Raw genomic sequence first — 13385 nt, 5'->3', positions numbered from 1 at the left:
TCTATCCTCTTAATCAGTTACCTAATTCTGAAACAAATCTCTCAAATCCGTGTTCATTGATCTCATCAACAAGAGTTCCATCACCTGTATGAACAATATTTCCCTTAACTAATACATGGGTATAGTCTACATGAAGTGATTCTAAGATCTTTGTGCTATGAGTGATGATGAGAAGTGCTCCATCCTTCTTTTTCTGATACTCTTCAATACCCTTTGATACTGTACGAACAGCATCTACATCAAGTCCAGAGTCTGTCTCATCAAGGATTGCAAGCTTAGGGTTAAGCATAAGAAGCTGAAGAATCTCAGCCTTCTTTTTCTCACCACCAGAGAATCCTACATTAAGGTCTCTGTCTGCATATGACTCATCCATAGAAAGAAGCTCCATAGCAGCCTTAAGTGACTTCTGGAAAGCTAAAAGCTTAACAGGTGCGCCTGTCTGAGCATGGTATGCATTTCTGATAAAGCTTCCAAGTGAAATTCCCGGAACTTCTAATGGATTCTGGAATGAAAGGAACATTCCTGCTTTGGCTCTCTTGTCTGCTGAAGCATGAGTTATGTCCTCTCCTTCAAATACGATACTTCCATCTGTAACCTGATAATGTGGGTTACCCATAAGTGTATAACCGAGTGTTGACTTACCAGCACCGTTAGGTCCCATAAGTACATGAGTCTCCCCTGGCTTAATATCCAAGTTAATTTTATGTAATATAGGAAGCTCATTATCTATTGATACTGATAAATCCTTTACTTGTAATAAAGACTGATCTGACATAATGATATATTTCCTTTCTAATTCCTACTAACTTAGTAGGATTCATCTTAACACTCCAAAAATGCCATGTCAAATGACAAACAAGGTAAAGTTTATCACAAAACCACTTGACATACCATACAAACTTAAGTACAATACATTCTTGTCAGCACCATGCGGGTGTAGTTCAATGGTAGAACACTAGCCTTCCAAGCTAGATACGTGGGTTCGATTCCCATCACCCGCTTACTGATATTTTTTTTGTCCATTTTTCAAATGCTAATGATTTGCATTTGCATTTCTGAAAGGAGTTTTATGAACATGATAATTGATATAGTAGCGGACGCTCTTTTGGACTCCGTTAAGATACTTCCATTTCTTTTCTTTACTTATTTAGTTATGGAATATCTCGAACACAAGACTGAGGAATACACTTCTAATATAGTACAAAAGACTGAGCACTTTGGTCCTCTTTGGGGCGGACTCATCGGTGCGTTCCCACAGTGCGGATTCTCTGCTGCAGCTTCTAACCTCTACGCAGGAAGAGTCATTACATTAGGTACACTTATTGCGATCTATCTTTCCACTTCAGATGAGATGATACCTCTTTTCATCTCAAATCAGGTTCCAGTAGGACTTATGGTCAATATTCTCGTACTCAAGGCTGTGATCGGTATTGTGTATGGATTTATCATTGATGCAATAGTTCACTGGCATCACAGAACTCACGGAAAGAGCCTTAACGATCCTGTAAAGATCGAAGAACTCTGCGAAAAAGAGCATTGCCACTGCGAGGAAGAAGAAAACACAGGTTTTATCGGAATAGTAAAATCAGCACTTGTTCACACCATCCACATTTTTGTATTTGTACTGATACTTACTCTTGTTCTTAACTTTGTTATCGAGATCGTAGGTAAAGATAACCTTTCAATGCTCCTTAAGACAAGCCCAGTTATAAGCCACATCCTTGCCGGAATTGTAGGACTTATCCCTAACTGTGCTCCATCTGTTATCATCACAGAGCTTTATCTGGATCAGATGATCACTCTTGGAACTATGATGTCAGGTCTTTTAGTTGGCGCTGGTATCGGTCTTCTTGTTCTTTTTAGAGTTAACTCTGATAAGAAGGAAAATATTAACGTAGCTTTTATCTTATTTATTATTGGAACTGTAACTGGTCTTTTGATTGATATGCTTGGTATAAGCCTTTAATTGGAGATAAAAAATGAGTTGTAAGATCCATGCAGAAAATAGTGATTCTATTATAGAAAGATGCTGGCCTTCCGGCGTCAAGAAAACACATCAGAGAATAGATATATTTCTGATCTTGTACCATTCAGATGAGCCGCTGTCTGCCGCTGAAATATTTGATAAGCTAAATCAGAAAGCTCCCAAAGAAAAATACGCATTCTCTACTGTATATAGAAATCTGTTAGCTTTTGAAAAAGTAGGTATTGTTACAAAGACAACATTATCTACAGAAGACAACGCAGTATATGAGCTAAAAAAGAGTTCTCACAAGCATTATGCTGTATGCACCAAATGTCACAGAAAGATACCTATTAAAACCTGTCCCCTTCATGACATATCAGCTGCTGTTAAAGATTCTCTTCCCGGTTTCGAGATAACCGGTCATCAGCTTGAAATACTTGGCATATGCAATGAATGTAAGAATAAATGAAAAAAGGACCTTCATATCACCAGGATATGAAGGTCTTTTTTATATGTACTGACTAAAGCAATTGATTAACTATATATAACTTATACTAATCTAATTGAATTAGTTGTTTGATGAAGCTTCTGAAGCAGCCTCAACAGCCTCTTCTGATGAAGCGTCTGCTGCAGCGTCCTCTGATGATGCGTCAGCTGCTGCATCCTCTGATGAAGCGTCAGCTGCTGCGTCCTCTGATGATGCCTCTGAAGCAGCCTCAACAGCCTCTACAGATGCCTCTACAGTTGCCTCTACTGATGTCTCTTCTACAGCTGTCTCCTCTGTAGCTGCCTCACCGCAACCTGCAAGAACTGCTGCTGAAAGTGTTAAAACTGAAAGTAATGTAACGATATTCTTCTTCATAATATATATTCTCCTCTTCTGTACTAATAATGTATTTTTGCATTTGCCATTGGCGAAATGCTATCTAGCAATTGCTTCAGTACAAAGTAAGATTATATACTGTGAATTTCAGAATGTCACCGACATATGTGAGAATAAAATCTTAAGATTTCCTTAATATTTTGTGCATAATTAACAAAAAACAGCACATTTTCCTCAATTTGACGCTTCGCTTGAGGCATTTGTTGCATCATCGCCATTTTCCGCTGTTTCTGGCTCTTTTACCACTGTATAACTACCAAGGCTTGCAGAGCCTGTCTTGTCACTATCACTGTATTTCAAGGTAATTGATATTCCTGCTTCATCAGCACCAGCTAAGCTATCACATGCCAAAGTATAGGATGTATTGTTGTCATTTTTAACAATGAACTCCCAATCTGCGCTGCTCTTGTTAATATCAAGAACAACTCCCATCAGGGTATATCCTGCTTCAAGCACTACTCCATCTCCAAGAAGATTATCTGTATAGGTATCTTCTGACAGATCATGGAGAACAACTTCTGTCAAGTTCATACCTGTTTTGTTGACAAGGTATGCCCCAACGTTGCTATACTTGTCCTTCTCAGCTTTTTTCTTGGTCTCAGCGGCTAAGGTTTCGTCAAACTCAGAATTGAGACTCTGATACTCTTGTGTTAACTCCGTGATCTTTGGTAGAACGCCGTCGATCTTTTTGTCACTCATCTTGGTAAAATCCAGAGCTTCGATCTCGGCAACTTCCTTGGACAATTCTTCCAGTTCACTCTTTTTAGAAGAATCTGTTATATCAAGATATGTTGCTTCTGCGCTTTCTTTTGCTTCTAATAAAACTCCTCTTGCTGTCTCAGCTTCGCTTAGTTTCTCATCTGAAGGCTTACAAGCACACAGAGCAAGCATCATTGAAAGTACTAGTGTGAATACGGTTATTTTCTTTTTCATAGTTAATGTCTCCCTTTAAAGGCTATTGTATCACACACCTTCCGGGAAATTGTAGTAATAATCCATAATAAGTGCGACAACATGTGTATAGCTGCATTTACCTGAGCTAACGCCATTAACCTTAAGATTTGTGTCTATGAATGTTTCAGCAGCTTTCTTAACTGTTTCAGTCTTAACTACTGCCTTTTCTTCTACCTTTACCCATGCTTCATCAGTCATGAACTTGTTGTCATACTTGACTCTGGCCGAGATCTTGACGTGGGAGTTGTACTCTTCCTTGCTGACAGCTCTGTAATAGTCATTATTAATATAGTTAAGAACTCCAAGATATCCGCTGTACTGGAACACTACATCTTCAGAATTGATGCAAGCAAGGAAGCCAAAGAAATTCGCTTCATCCTCAAAGATATATCCATGAGTGTGAGCAAGCTCATGACACATAGTAAATGGCTTGTTCATGATAGACATCGTATCGTTATAATTTGCTTCCATAGAAAATGGGAAGTAATAACCCTGCATATACTGTTGGCTCATGAAATCTGAAAAATACAGCGCCTTTGGAGTTACATAATATCCACCAAGTCTTGGATAGCGATCTTCAAGACTCTTCATAGCCTCGATAGCTGTCTTTCGCATGTCACCTTCATAAATAACATTACCATTTTCATCATGAGGGACCTTAGTCGAAAGCTCGTTGCATTTTTTTACCACATAATCTCTAAGCTCAGCCAGCTGAGCGATATCACACTCAGATCCTGTGTTCTCACCATAAAGGCCTATCTTAGATGTGTGATAAAGGGCAAAACAGTTAAGAGACATTACTGTGCAGATGATTGCCATAAGAACTGGTGAAACTCTGTAAAGAGCATTAGAGATCTTATTAAAGATCTTTTCAGCCTTGAAATATCTCGCTCCAAGTGCATTAGCTCTTTTGCCATATATCATGAAACATGTGTGAGCAATAATGAAAAGAACTGATAAAGCCACAAACAGCACTATGAACACAAGCATCACTTCACCAATAGAAAATGGCACGAGGCTTGTGAGTCTTCCATATGCGCTTGAAATGACTGGGAAAATGCTTGCTGCATAGAAGTCAGAAAAAGCCGCACTATTCCATGCGACCAGATTAAAAACCATGCATACGGCGATTACTGAAAAAAAGACCAGGTAATGAGAATCACGCTTTTTCTTCATTAATTGCTCCCCCGAAAGTTTATAAGAATATTCTACAGGACAAATATGTACTCAAAATGACTAAACGCAGGTTTTATGTTCATATTTTGTACACATATTTCTTCTTTCGTAATCTTTTATTATGTTAAAATTAAGGTAGTAGTTATTTAATATAGGAGAGAACATATGCGACTTCTATTAGCTGATGACGAAAAAGAGCTTTCAAATGCTCTTGTTGCAATCCTAAAACACAACAATTACACAGTAGACGCTGTTTATAATGGCACAGATGCCTTGGACTATGCTCTGACCGGAGATTATGACGGCATTATCCTGGACATCATGATGCCAGGACTTGATGGAATGGATGTACTTAAAAAGCTCAGAGATAAAGGCCTTTCTACACCAGTTCTTTTCCTGACCGCCAAGTCCGAGATTGATGACAGGATAAAAGGCCTTGACCTTGGAGCAGATGACTATCTCCCAAAACCTTTTGATATGGGTGAGCTCCTGGCAAGGGTAAGAGCAATGCTCCGCAGAAAAGCTGACTTTTCACCAACTAATCTTATCTGTGGAAATCTGACTCTTGATCGTTCCGGTTATGATCTGAGCACTCCTGATCACGACAAGATCCATCTTGCCAGCAGAGAATTCCAGATGATGGAACTACTTATGACATCTCCGGGAAGGATCATCTCCGTTGACACCTTTATGGACAGGATCTGGCCTGACGGCGAAGCTGACGTTAACATTGTGTGGGTATATATCTCTAACCTTCGTAAAAAACTGTCTTCACTGGAAGCAAACTGTGAGATCAAGGCTTCAAGAGGCGTAGGATATTCTATTACTGAAACCAATTGATAAGTTGTTTAACACACGAGGCTTTATATGGTTAATAAGCTTAGAAAAAAATTTGTCATAACGGCAATGCTGTCACTCCTAGCCATTCTCCTTGTAATGATAGGCGTGATCAATGCGATCAATATCAGTAGGACCATCAGGCAAGCAGACAATCTTTTGTTCATGCTTGCAGACAATGATGGCTATTTTCCTGGAATGGTGGATGATCTTAATGGTCCTATGCCCAGAAACATGGAACCATCCGAAAGACCCAAAGCCCCAAACATTCCTTTCCAATTTGAAATGCTAAATAATAACAGAGATGCTGAAGTTCCTTATCAGGCAAGATATTTCTGGGTTAAATTCTCTTCTGACAAAAGCATCACTGAAGTCAACATCCAGCACACTGCTACAGTTACAGAGGATGTTGCCAAGGATTACGCAACCAGTGCTCTGTCTAGAGCAAGCCAAAAAGGCTTTTATCACACCTACAGATATAGCGTAGTTCAAAAGGAAGATGGTTCCTACCTTGTTCTGTTTTTAAATATCAGTTCAGAAGTTTTAAATGCTCTTACACTGCTCTTGCAATCGGTTTTAGTTGGAGTCTGCGCCCTTCTTGCCATGTTCATACTGGTATTTCTTTTCTCAGGGAAGGCTGTTGCTCCAGTTGTGGAATCTTTAGAGAAGCAAAAGAGATTTATCACCGACGCAGGTCACGAACTCAAGACACCTCTTGCTGTGATTTCTGCAAACATCGACGTTTTGGAGATAGAATCCGGCAAAAGTGAATGGACAGAAAGCATCAGAAATCAGGTTAAAAGAATGACTGAGCTCGTTAAAAATCTCCTGACGCTTTCAAGAATGGATGAAGAAAAACCCAACATTGTGTTTAATAATATCGACCTTAGTCAGATCGTAAAAGATGTCTCGAGTAGCTTCGAGCCTGTGGCCTCCTCAAATAACAAGACCTATAGAGTAAACATTGAAGATGATATCCATATCTTAGGAGATAAAAACACCTTAACCCAGCTGACATCTCTTCTTTTGGACAATGCCATTAAGTACTCCTCTGATAATGGCAGTATTAGTGTCAACCTGACCAAAGAAAAGGCCATAACCCTTAAGGTTTCTAACACCTGTGACACCATTCCTTCCGGCAATCTGGACAGACTCTTTGACAGATTCTACAGAGCTGATTCTTCAAGGGCCCGCGAGACCGGAGGATATGGAATTGGCCTCTCTGTCGCAAGAGCAATTGCAACTTCTCACAAGGGCACAATAGAGGCTGTTAGAGAGGGAAATGACACTATTTGCTTTGTTGTTAACTTTCCTGTACAATCGGTCAAAAAATAAAAAATCGTCAAGGATTATATGATATAATATATGTATGTACCACCATATTGCATCTATAGTTGATTCTCAATGATTTGGGGAGGTGTCTATGTACAAAAAGGGTGATAAAGTTATAATTCTTGATTACAACGGAAAACCCCTGATACCAAAGTTAGTTGCTGAGATCGAAGAGGTTTATGGGGAAGACAGAGTACGCCTGCATTTACCAGATAATGCATGTTGTCTCGAATTTGTTGATCATTTTGAGAAGATCGATGACAAGACTTATAACGAAGTCCTAAACGCAGTTCTCGAAAGAGAAAAAGAACTGCCTGTTGATCTTCAGCTGGATATCAGGAAGTTTGCTTCCAAGCATCCTCGCAGAAGAAAAGATGAGATTCTCAAGATGTTTGACCAGGATAAGCGCTATGTATCTGTACTAAACGCTTATCGCGGAAGAGTTAATATGTATGGCAAAGAGAACATCAATGAACATTTCCTCTTTGAATACAATGAAGCTCTTTACGGAATCATAGAAACCAGAACATTCTTCCATGAGCTGGATGATTCTATTCCCGTTCCTGTGCTCGACTGACAAAAAGAGCTATGCCAAGCAGGATAAATAAGTAAGGCGTAGATGTAACAGTCGAAAAGGACACACTACAATTGAATAAGTAAGAAGTTATAGGGAGTGCGCAGATCATCGCTGCGTGCTCCTTTTTTGATGAATCACTACTGTCAAAAGTTTTGATAAGGCCATGAATAACCGATATTATCAGCACTCCGTAGGTCAAAATGCCTATCATACCTCTTTCTATCAAGATAGTAAGAAGCTCGCAGTGCGCATTTGTAAGCCTGTTGCCATTTAATACATTAAGAAGAGATTCCGCCCAAACCGAATGATTGTAGGCATAAACATAAAAGCAGTCCTGCCCAACTCCAAAGAGCTTCTGCCAGGAAGATAGTCCCTTAAATATGTCCACTGATATCTGCCAGATGATACCTCTTCCATTTCCAAAATATCCATCTGCCATTATGACCATTATTATAGAAGAAACTGCTGCAGCTATTCCCAGTACCACCAGCGCTCTTCTGTAGAATTTACCTATAAAAGAAACATTTATCTCTTCAAATAACCTTGATACTCTGTAAACAAAAAATGCTGCCGCCATAACAATAAGACCAATGTGCATGTCGCACACCATAAGAATAATGCCTTCTTCATAATTATAGCTTCTTCCAAACAACTCCATGAGTATCTTGGTTAGTTCCATAGAAAAACCAAGTAATGCCGCCTGTGCCACAAACCTTTGAAAACTTTTTCTTTTGCCAAAGGACATATAGAGCATGATTCCATAGGTTCCAATGACTACGAGAGCTGCACTGTCTGACCCCTGCAGGAAAAGAGCCATCAGCCCTGTGACTACATACAGGTTAGTCAATGATCCTTTTAGCGAAAAGAACTTTTTTCCATATGAAAGACCTATTCCAAACGGCACAAAGATACCCAAAAATCCCACGTACCAGTTGATATTACCAAGGGTCCCCAAAAAGCTTGGGTTAGCGCCATACACATAAAAAGGATAAATTCCAAATCTATTTAATATGCCTAAAACAAATGTAGAAAAAGGGATGATCAGAATGAGTGAAAGAACAAGAGCATTAAGCTTTACGCCCTGCATAAACAACACACAAAAAGATATCATTAAAAAGACCGATAAAAAGCCGCATCTCCATCCCTCCTGCCCCAGAAAAGCAGTCCTTTTATCACATGAAAAAAACAATGTAATTGCATTTGAAAAAACAAAAGCCCCTATGATCATGGCTTTTTGCGGATCACAAAAAAGCTTTTTAGGTTCTTCAAGGATTTTTAATATAAAAAGAAGTGCAAAAAAGAAGGCAGAAACGCCAAGATATAATACCCCCTTTACCTCTCCCAGCATATAGTACCCTTGCTTCATATAAAGCGGGAGGACGCTACATATGATGATCAGATATATTATCTTAACTATTTCCGTTATTTTCGCACTTTTGTTTTTCATCTTAGTTTCAGTTCCAATTATTCATCAAAAGATTTTAAGAATTCCGGTTCAACTTCATAGGATACTTTCTTTTTGGTCACCGGATGTTTAAAGCCAAATTTGTAGCAGCAAAGGCATACATTTGATAGGCCTAATTCCTTGGATACGCCCATAGATTCTGCATTTCCGTACTTTTGGTCTCCAACTATAGGAAATCCCATATGCGCCATCTGAACTCTTATCTGGTGAAAACGCCCTGTTAAAAGCTTGATTCTAAGAAATGTACATCCTTTTTTACGCCATAGGACTTCGTAGTCAAGCTCTGCTTTCTTGGCATCGGCAGTATTCTCAGTTACTTCAGCAAGGCCAGTATCTAAGTTTCTGATCAGATAGTCTGATAAATGGCCCTTTTCTTCAGGAACAGCACCGTAGCAAACAGCATAGTAATACTTATCTGTTTTGTGTTCCTTTATCTGCCTGGCTAGATCTGAAGCTGCCTGTTTAGTCTTGCATACTACCACAACGCCTTCTACGGGCTGATCAAGCCGGTAAACCGTACCTACATAGGGCGGCTTTGAGCTCTTTGATCCATCTTTCCTTGCAAGATAATTTCTCACACTGCTGACAAGGTCCATCTGGCCTGCTCTTGCACCTTCTGTGGCCATTCCTGCAGGCTTGTGGCAAACTATTATATCCTTGTCTTCAAAAATGTATTCCAAACGCTTCAAATCAATACTCCTATAAATTCCACATTAGAAAAAATTACGGCAGGAATAATTACGCCTGACAAAAGCCAGCCATAATGCCTCCTGCCGATAATAATAAAATTAAAATGTTAAATAATCAAACCTTAAATCTGTAGCCAACGCCCCAGATTGTCTCAATGTACTGTGGGTTTGATGTATCATATTCGATCTTTTCACGGATCTTTTTGATATGTACTGTTACAGTAGCGATATCGCCGATTGAATCCATGTTCCAGATCTTACGGAAGAGCTCTTCCTTTGTGAATACGTGATTAGGATTCTCAGCAAGGAATGTAAGAAGATCGAATTCCTTTGTTGTGAAGCTCTTTTCATCTCCGTCTACGTATACTCTTCTAGCAGTCTTGTCGATCTTGAGTCCTCTGATCTCTACGAAATCATTAGATTCATGTCCTGATCCAACAAGTCTTGAGTATCTTGCCATGTGTGCCTTAACACGGGCAACAAGCTCAGATGGGCTAAATGGCTTGGTGATATAATCATCTGCTCCAAGTCCAAGACCTCTTATCTTGTCGATGTCATCCTTCTTGGCTGAAACCATGAGAATTGGCACATCTTTCTTTTCTCTGATGTGCTTACAAACCTCAAATCCGTCCATTCCTGGAAGCATGAGATCCAAGATGATAAGGTCAAAATCCTCTGCAAGTGCTGTCTGAAGACCTGCGTCACCTGTGTTTTCTATTGAGACCTCAAAGTCACTCAGTTCAAGATAGTCCTTCTCAAGGTCAGCAATAGCCTCTTCATCCTCAACAATAAGTATTCTGCTCATACACTTTTCGCCTTTCTTTGTGTTATAGGTTTTCATTGTCAACGGTAACGGTTTCAGCACCAGATGAGAATTCAATGTACTTTCTCAACACAAAGTGCATGCATGTTCCTTCACCTTCATGGCTGGTAGCCCAAATATAACCGCCATGATCTTCAATGATCTTTTTAACAATGGATAATCCGATTCCGCTTCCGCCCTGTTTGGAATTCCTTGAAGCATCTGTGCGGTAGAACCTGTCGAATATGTTCGGGATGTCTTTTTGGGCGATTCCTTTACCATTATCCTCAAGTTCGATCCTTATGGAATCTACTTCATCCAAAATCCTGATGTCAATCTGGCCGCTGCCATCGTCTCTATCAAGATATTTAACACTATTATTCACAACATTATTTATAACTCGTTTAATCTGTTCTGGATCAGCAACGATCTGCGTATCCGGCGTAGTTAGATTAGAATAATTAAGCTTGACTGATTTGCTCTCTAGATCCGCTCCTATCTCTTCGATGCAGTCGCCAAAGTACTCTGCGACGTTGATCTTAACAAAATTGTATGGAATGCGGTTGTTATCAATACTGGAGTACAATGTAAGCTCATTTATAAGGTTGTTCATGTCGTTGGCCTTATTGTTAATGATCTTGATGTACTTCATCTGTTTCTCAGGACTATCTGCAACTCCTTCCAAAAGGCCTTGTGAATAGCCTTTTATAGCAGTGATAGGAGTTTTCAGATCGTGAGAGATATTACTGATAAGCTCTTTGTTTTGCCTCTCTCTGTCTATCTTTTCATCTGCTGACTCTTTTAGCCTCAGCCTCATGTCCTCATAGTTACGATACATGGCCCCTATCTCGCCCTTTTCCTTGACGTCCGTGGGAAGCATATAATCAAAATTTCCATCTTTGATATGCTGCATGGCTATGTTCAGTTCATCTATAGGTCTAAAGAAACTTCGTCCTATCCAGGTAGTTAAAAGAATACTTGTGACCAGAAGGATCAGAATTATGGCAATTGCCATATATACCACCAGCGATGTTGTAAGTCCTGTCCTGATACCAGATATGATATAAAGACTTCCTTCATCACCATCTGAGAAATAAAAATCCATCTGTCTTACGAGATGCTTGGACGACGTAAAATACACACCTTTGATATCTGTTCCGAAGCCTGGAAGCTCATATATAACTTCCTGGGCCATTTCCGGATCAGCTACATAATAGATCGAGTAGCCCTTCTTTACGATAATATATGCATATTTTGATGCTATCTTTTGGTCTATCTCACTAAGATACTCTTCGTTTTCCAAAACGAAAGGATCAACCAGCATGGTTACCAGAATCTCTTTTACCAATTGATCTGTCATCTCAGAGAAAGTTCCACCCGGATCGGATACCATTCCGTAATCCACAACCCTGCCATTATCGATATTCTGTTCATGCACCAAATATCGTCCAACAGCGAGATAAGCACCAAGTGCTAGAATCATCGGTATAATCACTATTGCAAGTGAGGTTATTAAGAGTTTAGTACGAAAACGCATAAGTCCCCCTATACACTTTTTAGTATACCATAATTCTAAATTCTAAAAAATATATATAGCAAAGATAAACGACTACTTTCTAAATTTTTTAACGGTTTGGATAGTGCTTTTTGATCCTGTCGTACTCTTCGTCAGTGATCTCCATAACTGTTCCGTGCTTGAATCCATAAGGGAAGCTAAATTCCTTATCTGAACGTACAAATCGGCCTGTAGAAATATCCTTGGCAACAAATGGTACATACCCCTGTTTTTCCTTCTCGCAACCGTAGAAGTCAAGCATTACACACCAGCTGCCATCAGGAAGCTTATAGCATGTTGGAGCCTCGTACTGTCCCTGCTCTAATTTGTCCATCTCTTCATCAAATGCAGGCATTCTCTCGTACTTTCCTGTAAGAGATGTTCCTCTCTCAAGGATAATGTGCTCTGGATTGAAATCACTCTTTAAGAATCTGTAGTAGTAACCATTTTCATAAACAATGTTAGAATCAATGATTCCTGTATCACATTTATTGCAAAGCTGCTTTGGCTCTGTGTATGTCTTGAAATCCTTGGTCTTAGCATAATAGATAGCCATAAAGTTATCAGAATCCCCAGGATATCTTGAAGACCAATGAACCATATAATCTCCGGCCTCTTCATCAAAAATGATATCTGGAGCCCAGGCACAGCCATAGTTATCGTCAACTACTTTGACCAGCTCCTGCTCAGACCAGTTTACAAGGTCCTTTGACTCCCATTTTGAAAGATATTTACTACCTTCTCTATTTACCTTGTTCCAGTTATTTTCGTATTTATCTTTGAAGTTACGTGCTATAGCAAGGTCTGTAGCGAGAATTACAAATGTGTTATCCTTTTTTCTTGTAATTGTGAAGTCTCTTACGCCCTGCTCTCCAAGGTGACTTTCAAGGATAGGGTCTCCATTATTTACTTTCTCCCAGTTAAAACCATCCTTAGAAACACCAAAATATAACTGTTCCCCATCTGGTGTTGTTTTTTCTTTAAAATGTGCAAACAAATACGCTCCCATACTGCCCTCCGCTTGGTTTATTAGTTTTATCTAAAATATTATACCTATCACAAAACATTATCAATATTTTATAGTCTTCTTCTTGATATGAACATGGTTCTTTGCTAAACTTTAACTTGGTAAAGGAATACGTTTTCCTT

The 13385-nt window shown here is 39.4% G+C and carries 15 protein-coding genes and 1 tRNA gene; 7 read left to right on the top strand and 9 right to left on the bottom strand.

Annotated features, from left to right (window positions below; translation table 11 throughout):
• Window positions 1-13: 13 nt before the first annotated feature.
• Window positions 14-775, bottom strand: coding sequence for a Fe-S cluster assembly ATPase SufC (gene sufC / locus bhn_RS00675; protein ID WP_071174904.1), 762 nt, complete (start codon window positions 773-775; stop codon window positions 14-16).
• A 155-nt stretch (window positions 776-930) separates the two neighbouring features.
• Between sufC and bhn_RS00670 the strand changes: the two genes are divergently transcribed.
• The 3 genes from bhn_RS00670 (at window position 931) to bhn_RS00660 (ending at window position 2435) form a co-directional block, all read left to right on the top strand.
• Window positions 931-1001, top strand: a tRNA-Gly gene (locus bhn_RS00670).
• A gap of 74 nt (window positions 1002-1075) precedes the next feature.
• Window positions 1076-1966, top strand: coding sequence for a putative manganese transporter (locus bhn_RS00665; protein WP_071177370.1), 891 nt, complete (start codon window positions 1076-1078; stop codon window positions 1964-1966).
• A 13-nt stretch (window positions 1967-1979) separates the two neighbouring features.
• Entirely contained in the window at window positions 1980-2435 is a 456-nt protein-coding gene (locus bhn_RS00660; protein WP_071174903.1) for a Fur family transcriptional regulator, read from the top strand.
• A gap of 99 nt (window positions 2436-2534) precedes the next feature.
• On the opposite strand, the gene bhn_RS00655 is transcribed toward bhn_RS00660, so the two are convergent.
• From bhn_RS00655 to bhn_RS00645, 3 genes are all read right to left on the bottom strand, one after another.
• Window positions 2535-2828, bottom strand: a complete 294-nt coding sequence (locus bhn_RS00655; RefSeq protein WP_071174902.1) for a hypothetical protein — start codon at window positions 2826-2828, stop codon at window positions 2535-2537.
• A 195-nt stretch (window positions 2829-3023) separates the two neighbouring features.
• Entirely contained in the window at window positions 3024-3782 is a 759-nt protein-coding gene (locus bhn_RS00650; RefSeq protein ID WP_071174901.1) for a hypothetical protein, read from the bottom strand.
• A gap of 30 nt (window positions 3783-3812) precedes the next feature.
• Window positions 3813-4979, bottom strand: a complete 1167-nt coding sequence (locus bhn_RS00645; RefSeq protein ID WP_071174900.1) for a DUF3810 domain-containing protein — start codon at window positions 4977-4979, stop codon at window positions 3813-3815.
• A 165-nt stretch (window positions 4980-5144) separates the two neighbouring features.
• Between bhn_RS00645 and bhn_RS00640 the strand changes: the two genes are divergently transcribed.
• The 3 genes from bhn_RS00640 (at window position 5145) to bhn_RS00630 (ending at window position 7725) form a co-directional block, all read left to right on the top strand.
• Window positions 5145-5819 carry a response regulator transcription factor gene (locus bhn_RS00640; RefSeq protein WP_071174899.1) on the top strand — a complete coding sequence of 225 codons (675 nt, stop codon included), beginning with the start codon at window positions 5145-5147 and terminating at the stop codon, window positions 5817-5819.
• A 27-nt stretch (window positions 5820-5846) separates the two neighbouring features.
• Complete coding sequence (locus bhn_RS00635; protein WP_071174898.1) at window positions 5847-7151, top strand: sensor histidine kinase; 1305 nt, start codon at window positions 5847-5849, stop codon at window positions 7149-7151.
• Between the two features lie 88 nt (window positions 7152-7239).
• On the top strand, window positions 7240-7725 hold the full coding sequence (locus tag bhn_RS00630) for a hypothetical protein (RefSeq protein WP_071174897.1): 486 nt from the start codon (window positions 7240-7242) through the stop codon (window positions 7723-7725).
• On the opposite strand, the gene bhn_RS00625 is transcribed toward bhn_RS00630, so the two are convergent.
• A complete protein-coding gene (locus bhn_RS00625) occupies window positions 7700-8812 on the bottom strand; it encodes a hypothetical protein (RefSeq protein ID WP_161487274.1) in 1113 nt (370 codons plus the stop codon). The two genes, bhn_RS00630 and bhn_RS00625, sit on opposite strands and share 26 nt — an antisense overlap.
• Here bhn_RS00625 and bhn_RS15525 point away from each other — a divergent pair.
• Window positions 8772-9077, top strand: a complete 306-nt coding sequence (locus bhn_RS15525; protein WP_148661883.1) for a hypothetical protein — start codon at window positions 8772-8774, stop codon at window positions 9075-9077. The genes bhn_RS00625 and bhn_RS15525 overlap by 41 nt on opposite strands.
• A 112-nt stretch (window positions 9078-9189) precedes the next feature.
• Here the strand turns inward: bhn_RS15525 and bhn_RS00620 are convergent, their stop codons facing one another.
• From bhn_RS00620 to bhn_RS00605, 4 genes are all read right to left on the bottom strand, one after another.
• Entirely contained in the window at window positions 9190-9879 is a 690-nt protein-coding gene (locus tag bhn_RS00620; RefSeq protein WP_071174895.1) for an RluA family pseudouridine synthase, read from the bottom strand.
• A gap of 115 nt (window positions 9880-9994) precedes the next feature.
• On the bottom strand, window positions 9995-10684 hold the full coding sequence (locus tag bhn_RS00615) for a response regulator transcription factor (protein ID WP_071174894.1): 690 nt from the start codon (window positions 10682-10684) through the stop codon (window positions 9995-9997).
• A 22-nt stretch (window positions 10685-10706) separates the two neighbouring features.
• Window positions 10707-12218, bottom strand: a complete 1512-nt coding sequence (locus tag bhn_RS00610; protein ID WP_071174893.1) for a sensor histidine kinase — start codon at window positions 12216-12218, stop codon at window positions 10707-10709.
• An 88-nt stretch (window positions 12219-12306) separates the two neighbouring features.
• On the bottom strand, window positions 12307-13245 hold the full coding sequence (locus tag bhn_RS00605; RefSeq protein WP_071174892.1) for a glycoside hydrolase family 43 protein: 939 nt from the start codon (window positions 13243-13245) through the stop codon (window positions 12307-12309).
• Between the last annotated feature and the right edge of the window lie 140 nt (window positions 13246-13385).

The sequence above is a fragment of the Butyrivibrio hungatei genome, from assembly GCF_001858005.1.
GTDB lineage: Bacteria > Bacillota > Clostridia > Lachnospirales > Lachnospiraceae > Butyrivibrio > Butyrivibrio hungatei.
The sequence above is the reverse complement of the archived record's forward strand: the minus strand, read 5'-3'. Positions and strand labels throughout refer to the sequence as shown.

Coding starts and splice junctions, on each gene's coding strand:
- bhn_RS00610 (WP_071174893.1), bottom strand. CDS start 12,218: ATGCGTTTTCGTACTAAACTCTTAATAACCTCACTTGCAATAGTGATT.
- sufC (WP_071174904.1), bottom strand. CDS start 775: ATGTCAGATCAGTCTTTATTACAAGTAAAGGATTTATCAGTATCAATA.
- bhn_RS00660 (WP_071174903.1), top strand. CDS start 1,980: ATGAGTTGTAAGATCCATGCAGAAAATAGTGATTCTATTATAGAAAGA.
- bhn_RS00665 (WP_071177370.1), top strand. CDS start 1,076: ATGATAATTGATATAGTAGCGGACGCTCTTTTGGACTCCGTTAAGATA.
- bhn_RS00605 (WP_071174892.1), bottom strand. CDS start 13,245: ATGGGAGCGTATTTGTTTGCACATTTTAAAGAAAAAACAACACCAGAT.
- bhn_RS00615 (WP_071174894.1), bottom strand. CDS start 10,684: ATGAGCAGAATACTTATTGTTGAGGATGAAGAGGCTATTGCTGACCTT.
- bhn_RS00640 (WP_071174899.1), top strand. CDS start 5,145: ATGCGACTTCTATTAGCTGATGACGAAAAAGAGCTTTCAAATGCTCTT.
- bhn_RS00655 (WP_071174902.1), bottom strand. CDS start 2,828: ATGAAGAAGAATATCGTTACATTACTTTCAGTTTTAACACTTTCAGCA.
- bhn_RS00635 (WP_071174898.1), top strand. CDS start 5,847: ATGGTTAATAAGCTTAGAAAAAAATTTGTCATAACGGCAATGCTGTCA.
- bhn_RS00625 (WP_161487274.1), bottom strand. CDS start 8,812: ATGCAGGGCGTAAAGCTTAATGCTCTTGTTCTTTCACTCATTCTGATC.
- bhn_RS00650 (WP_071174901.1), bottom strand. CDS start 3,782: ATGAAAAAGAAAATAACCGTATTCACACTAGTACTTTCAATGATGCTT.
- bhn_RS15525 (WP_148661883.1), top strand. CDS start 8,772: ATGAGTGAAAGAACAAGAGCATTAAGCTTTACGCCCTGCATAAACAAC.
- bhn_RS00645 (WP_071174900.1), bottom strand. CDS start 4,979: ATGAAGAAAAAGCGTGATTCTCATTACCTGGTCTTTTTTTCAGTAATC.
- bhn_RS00630 (WP_071174897.1), top strand. CDS start 7,240: ATGTACAAAAAGGGTGATAAAGTTATAATTCTTGATTACAACGGAAAA.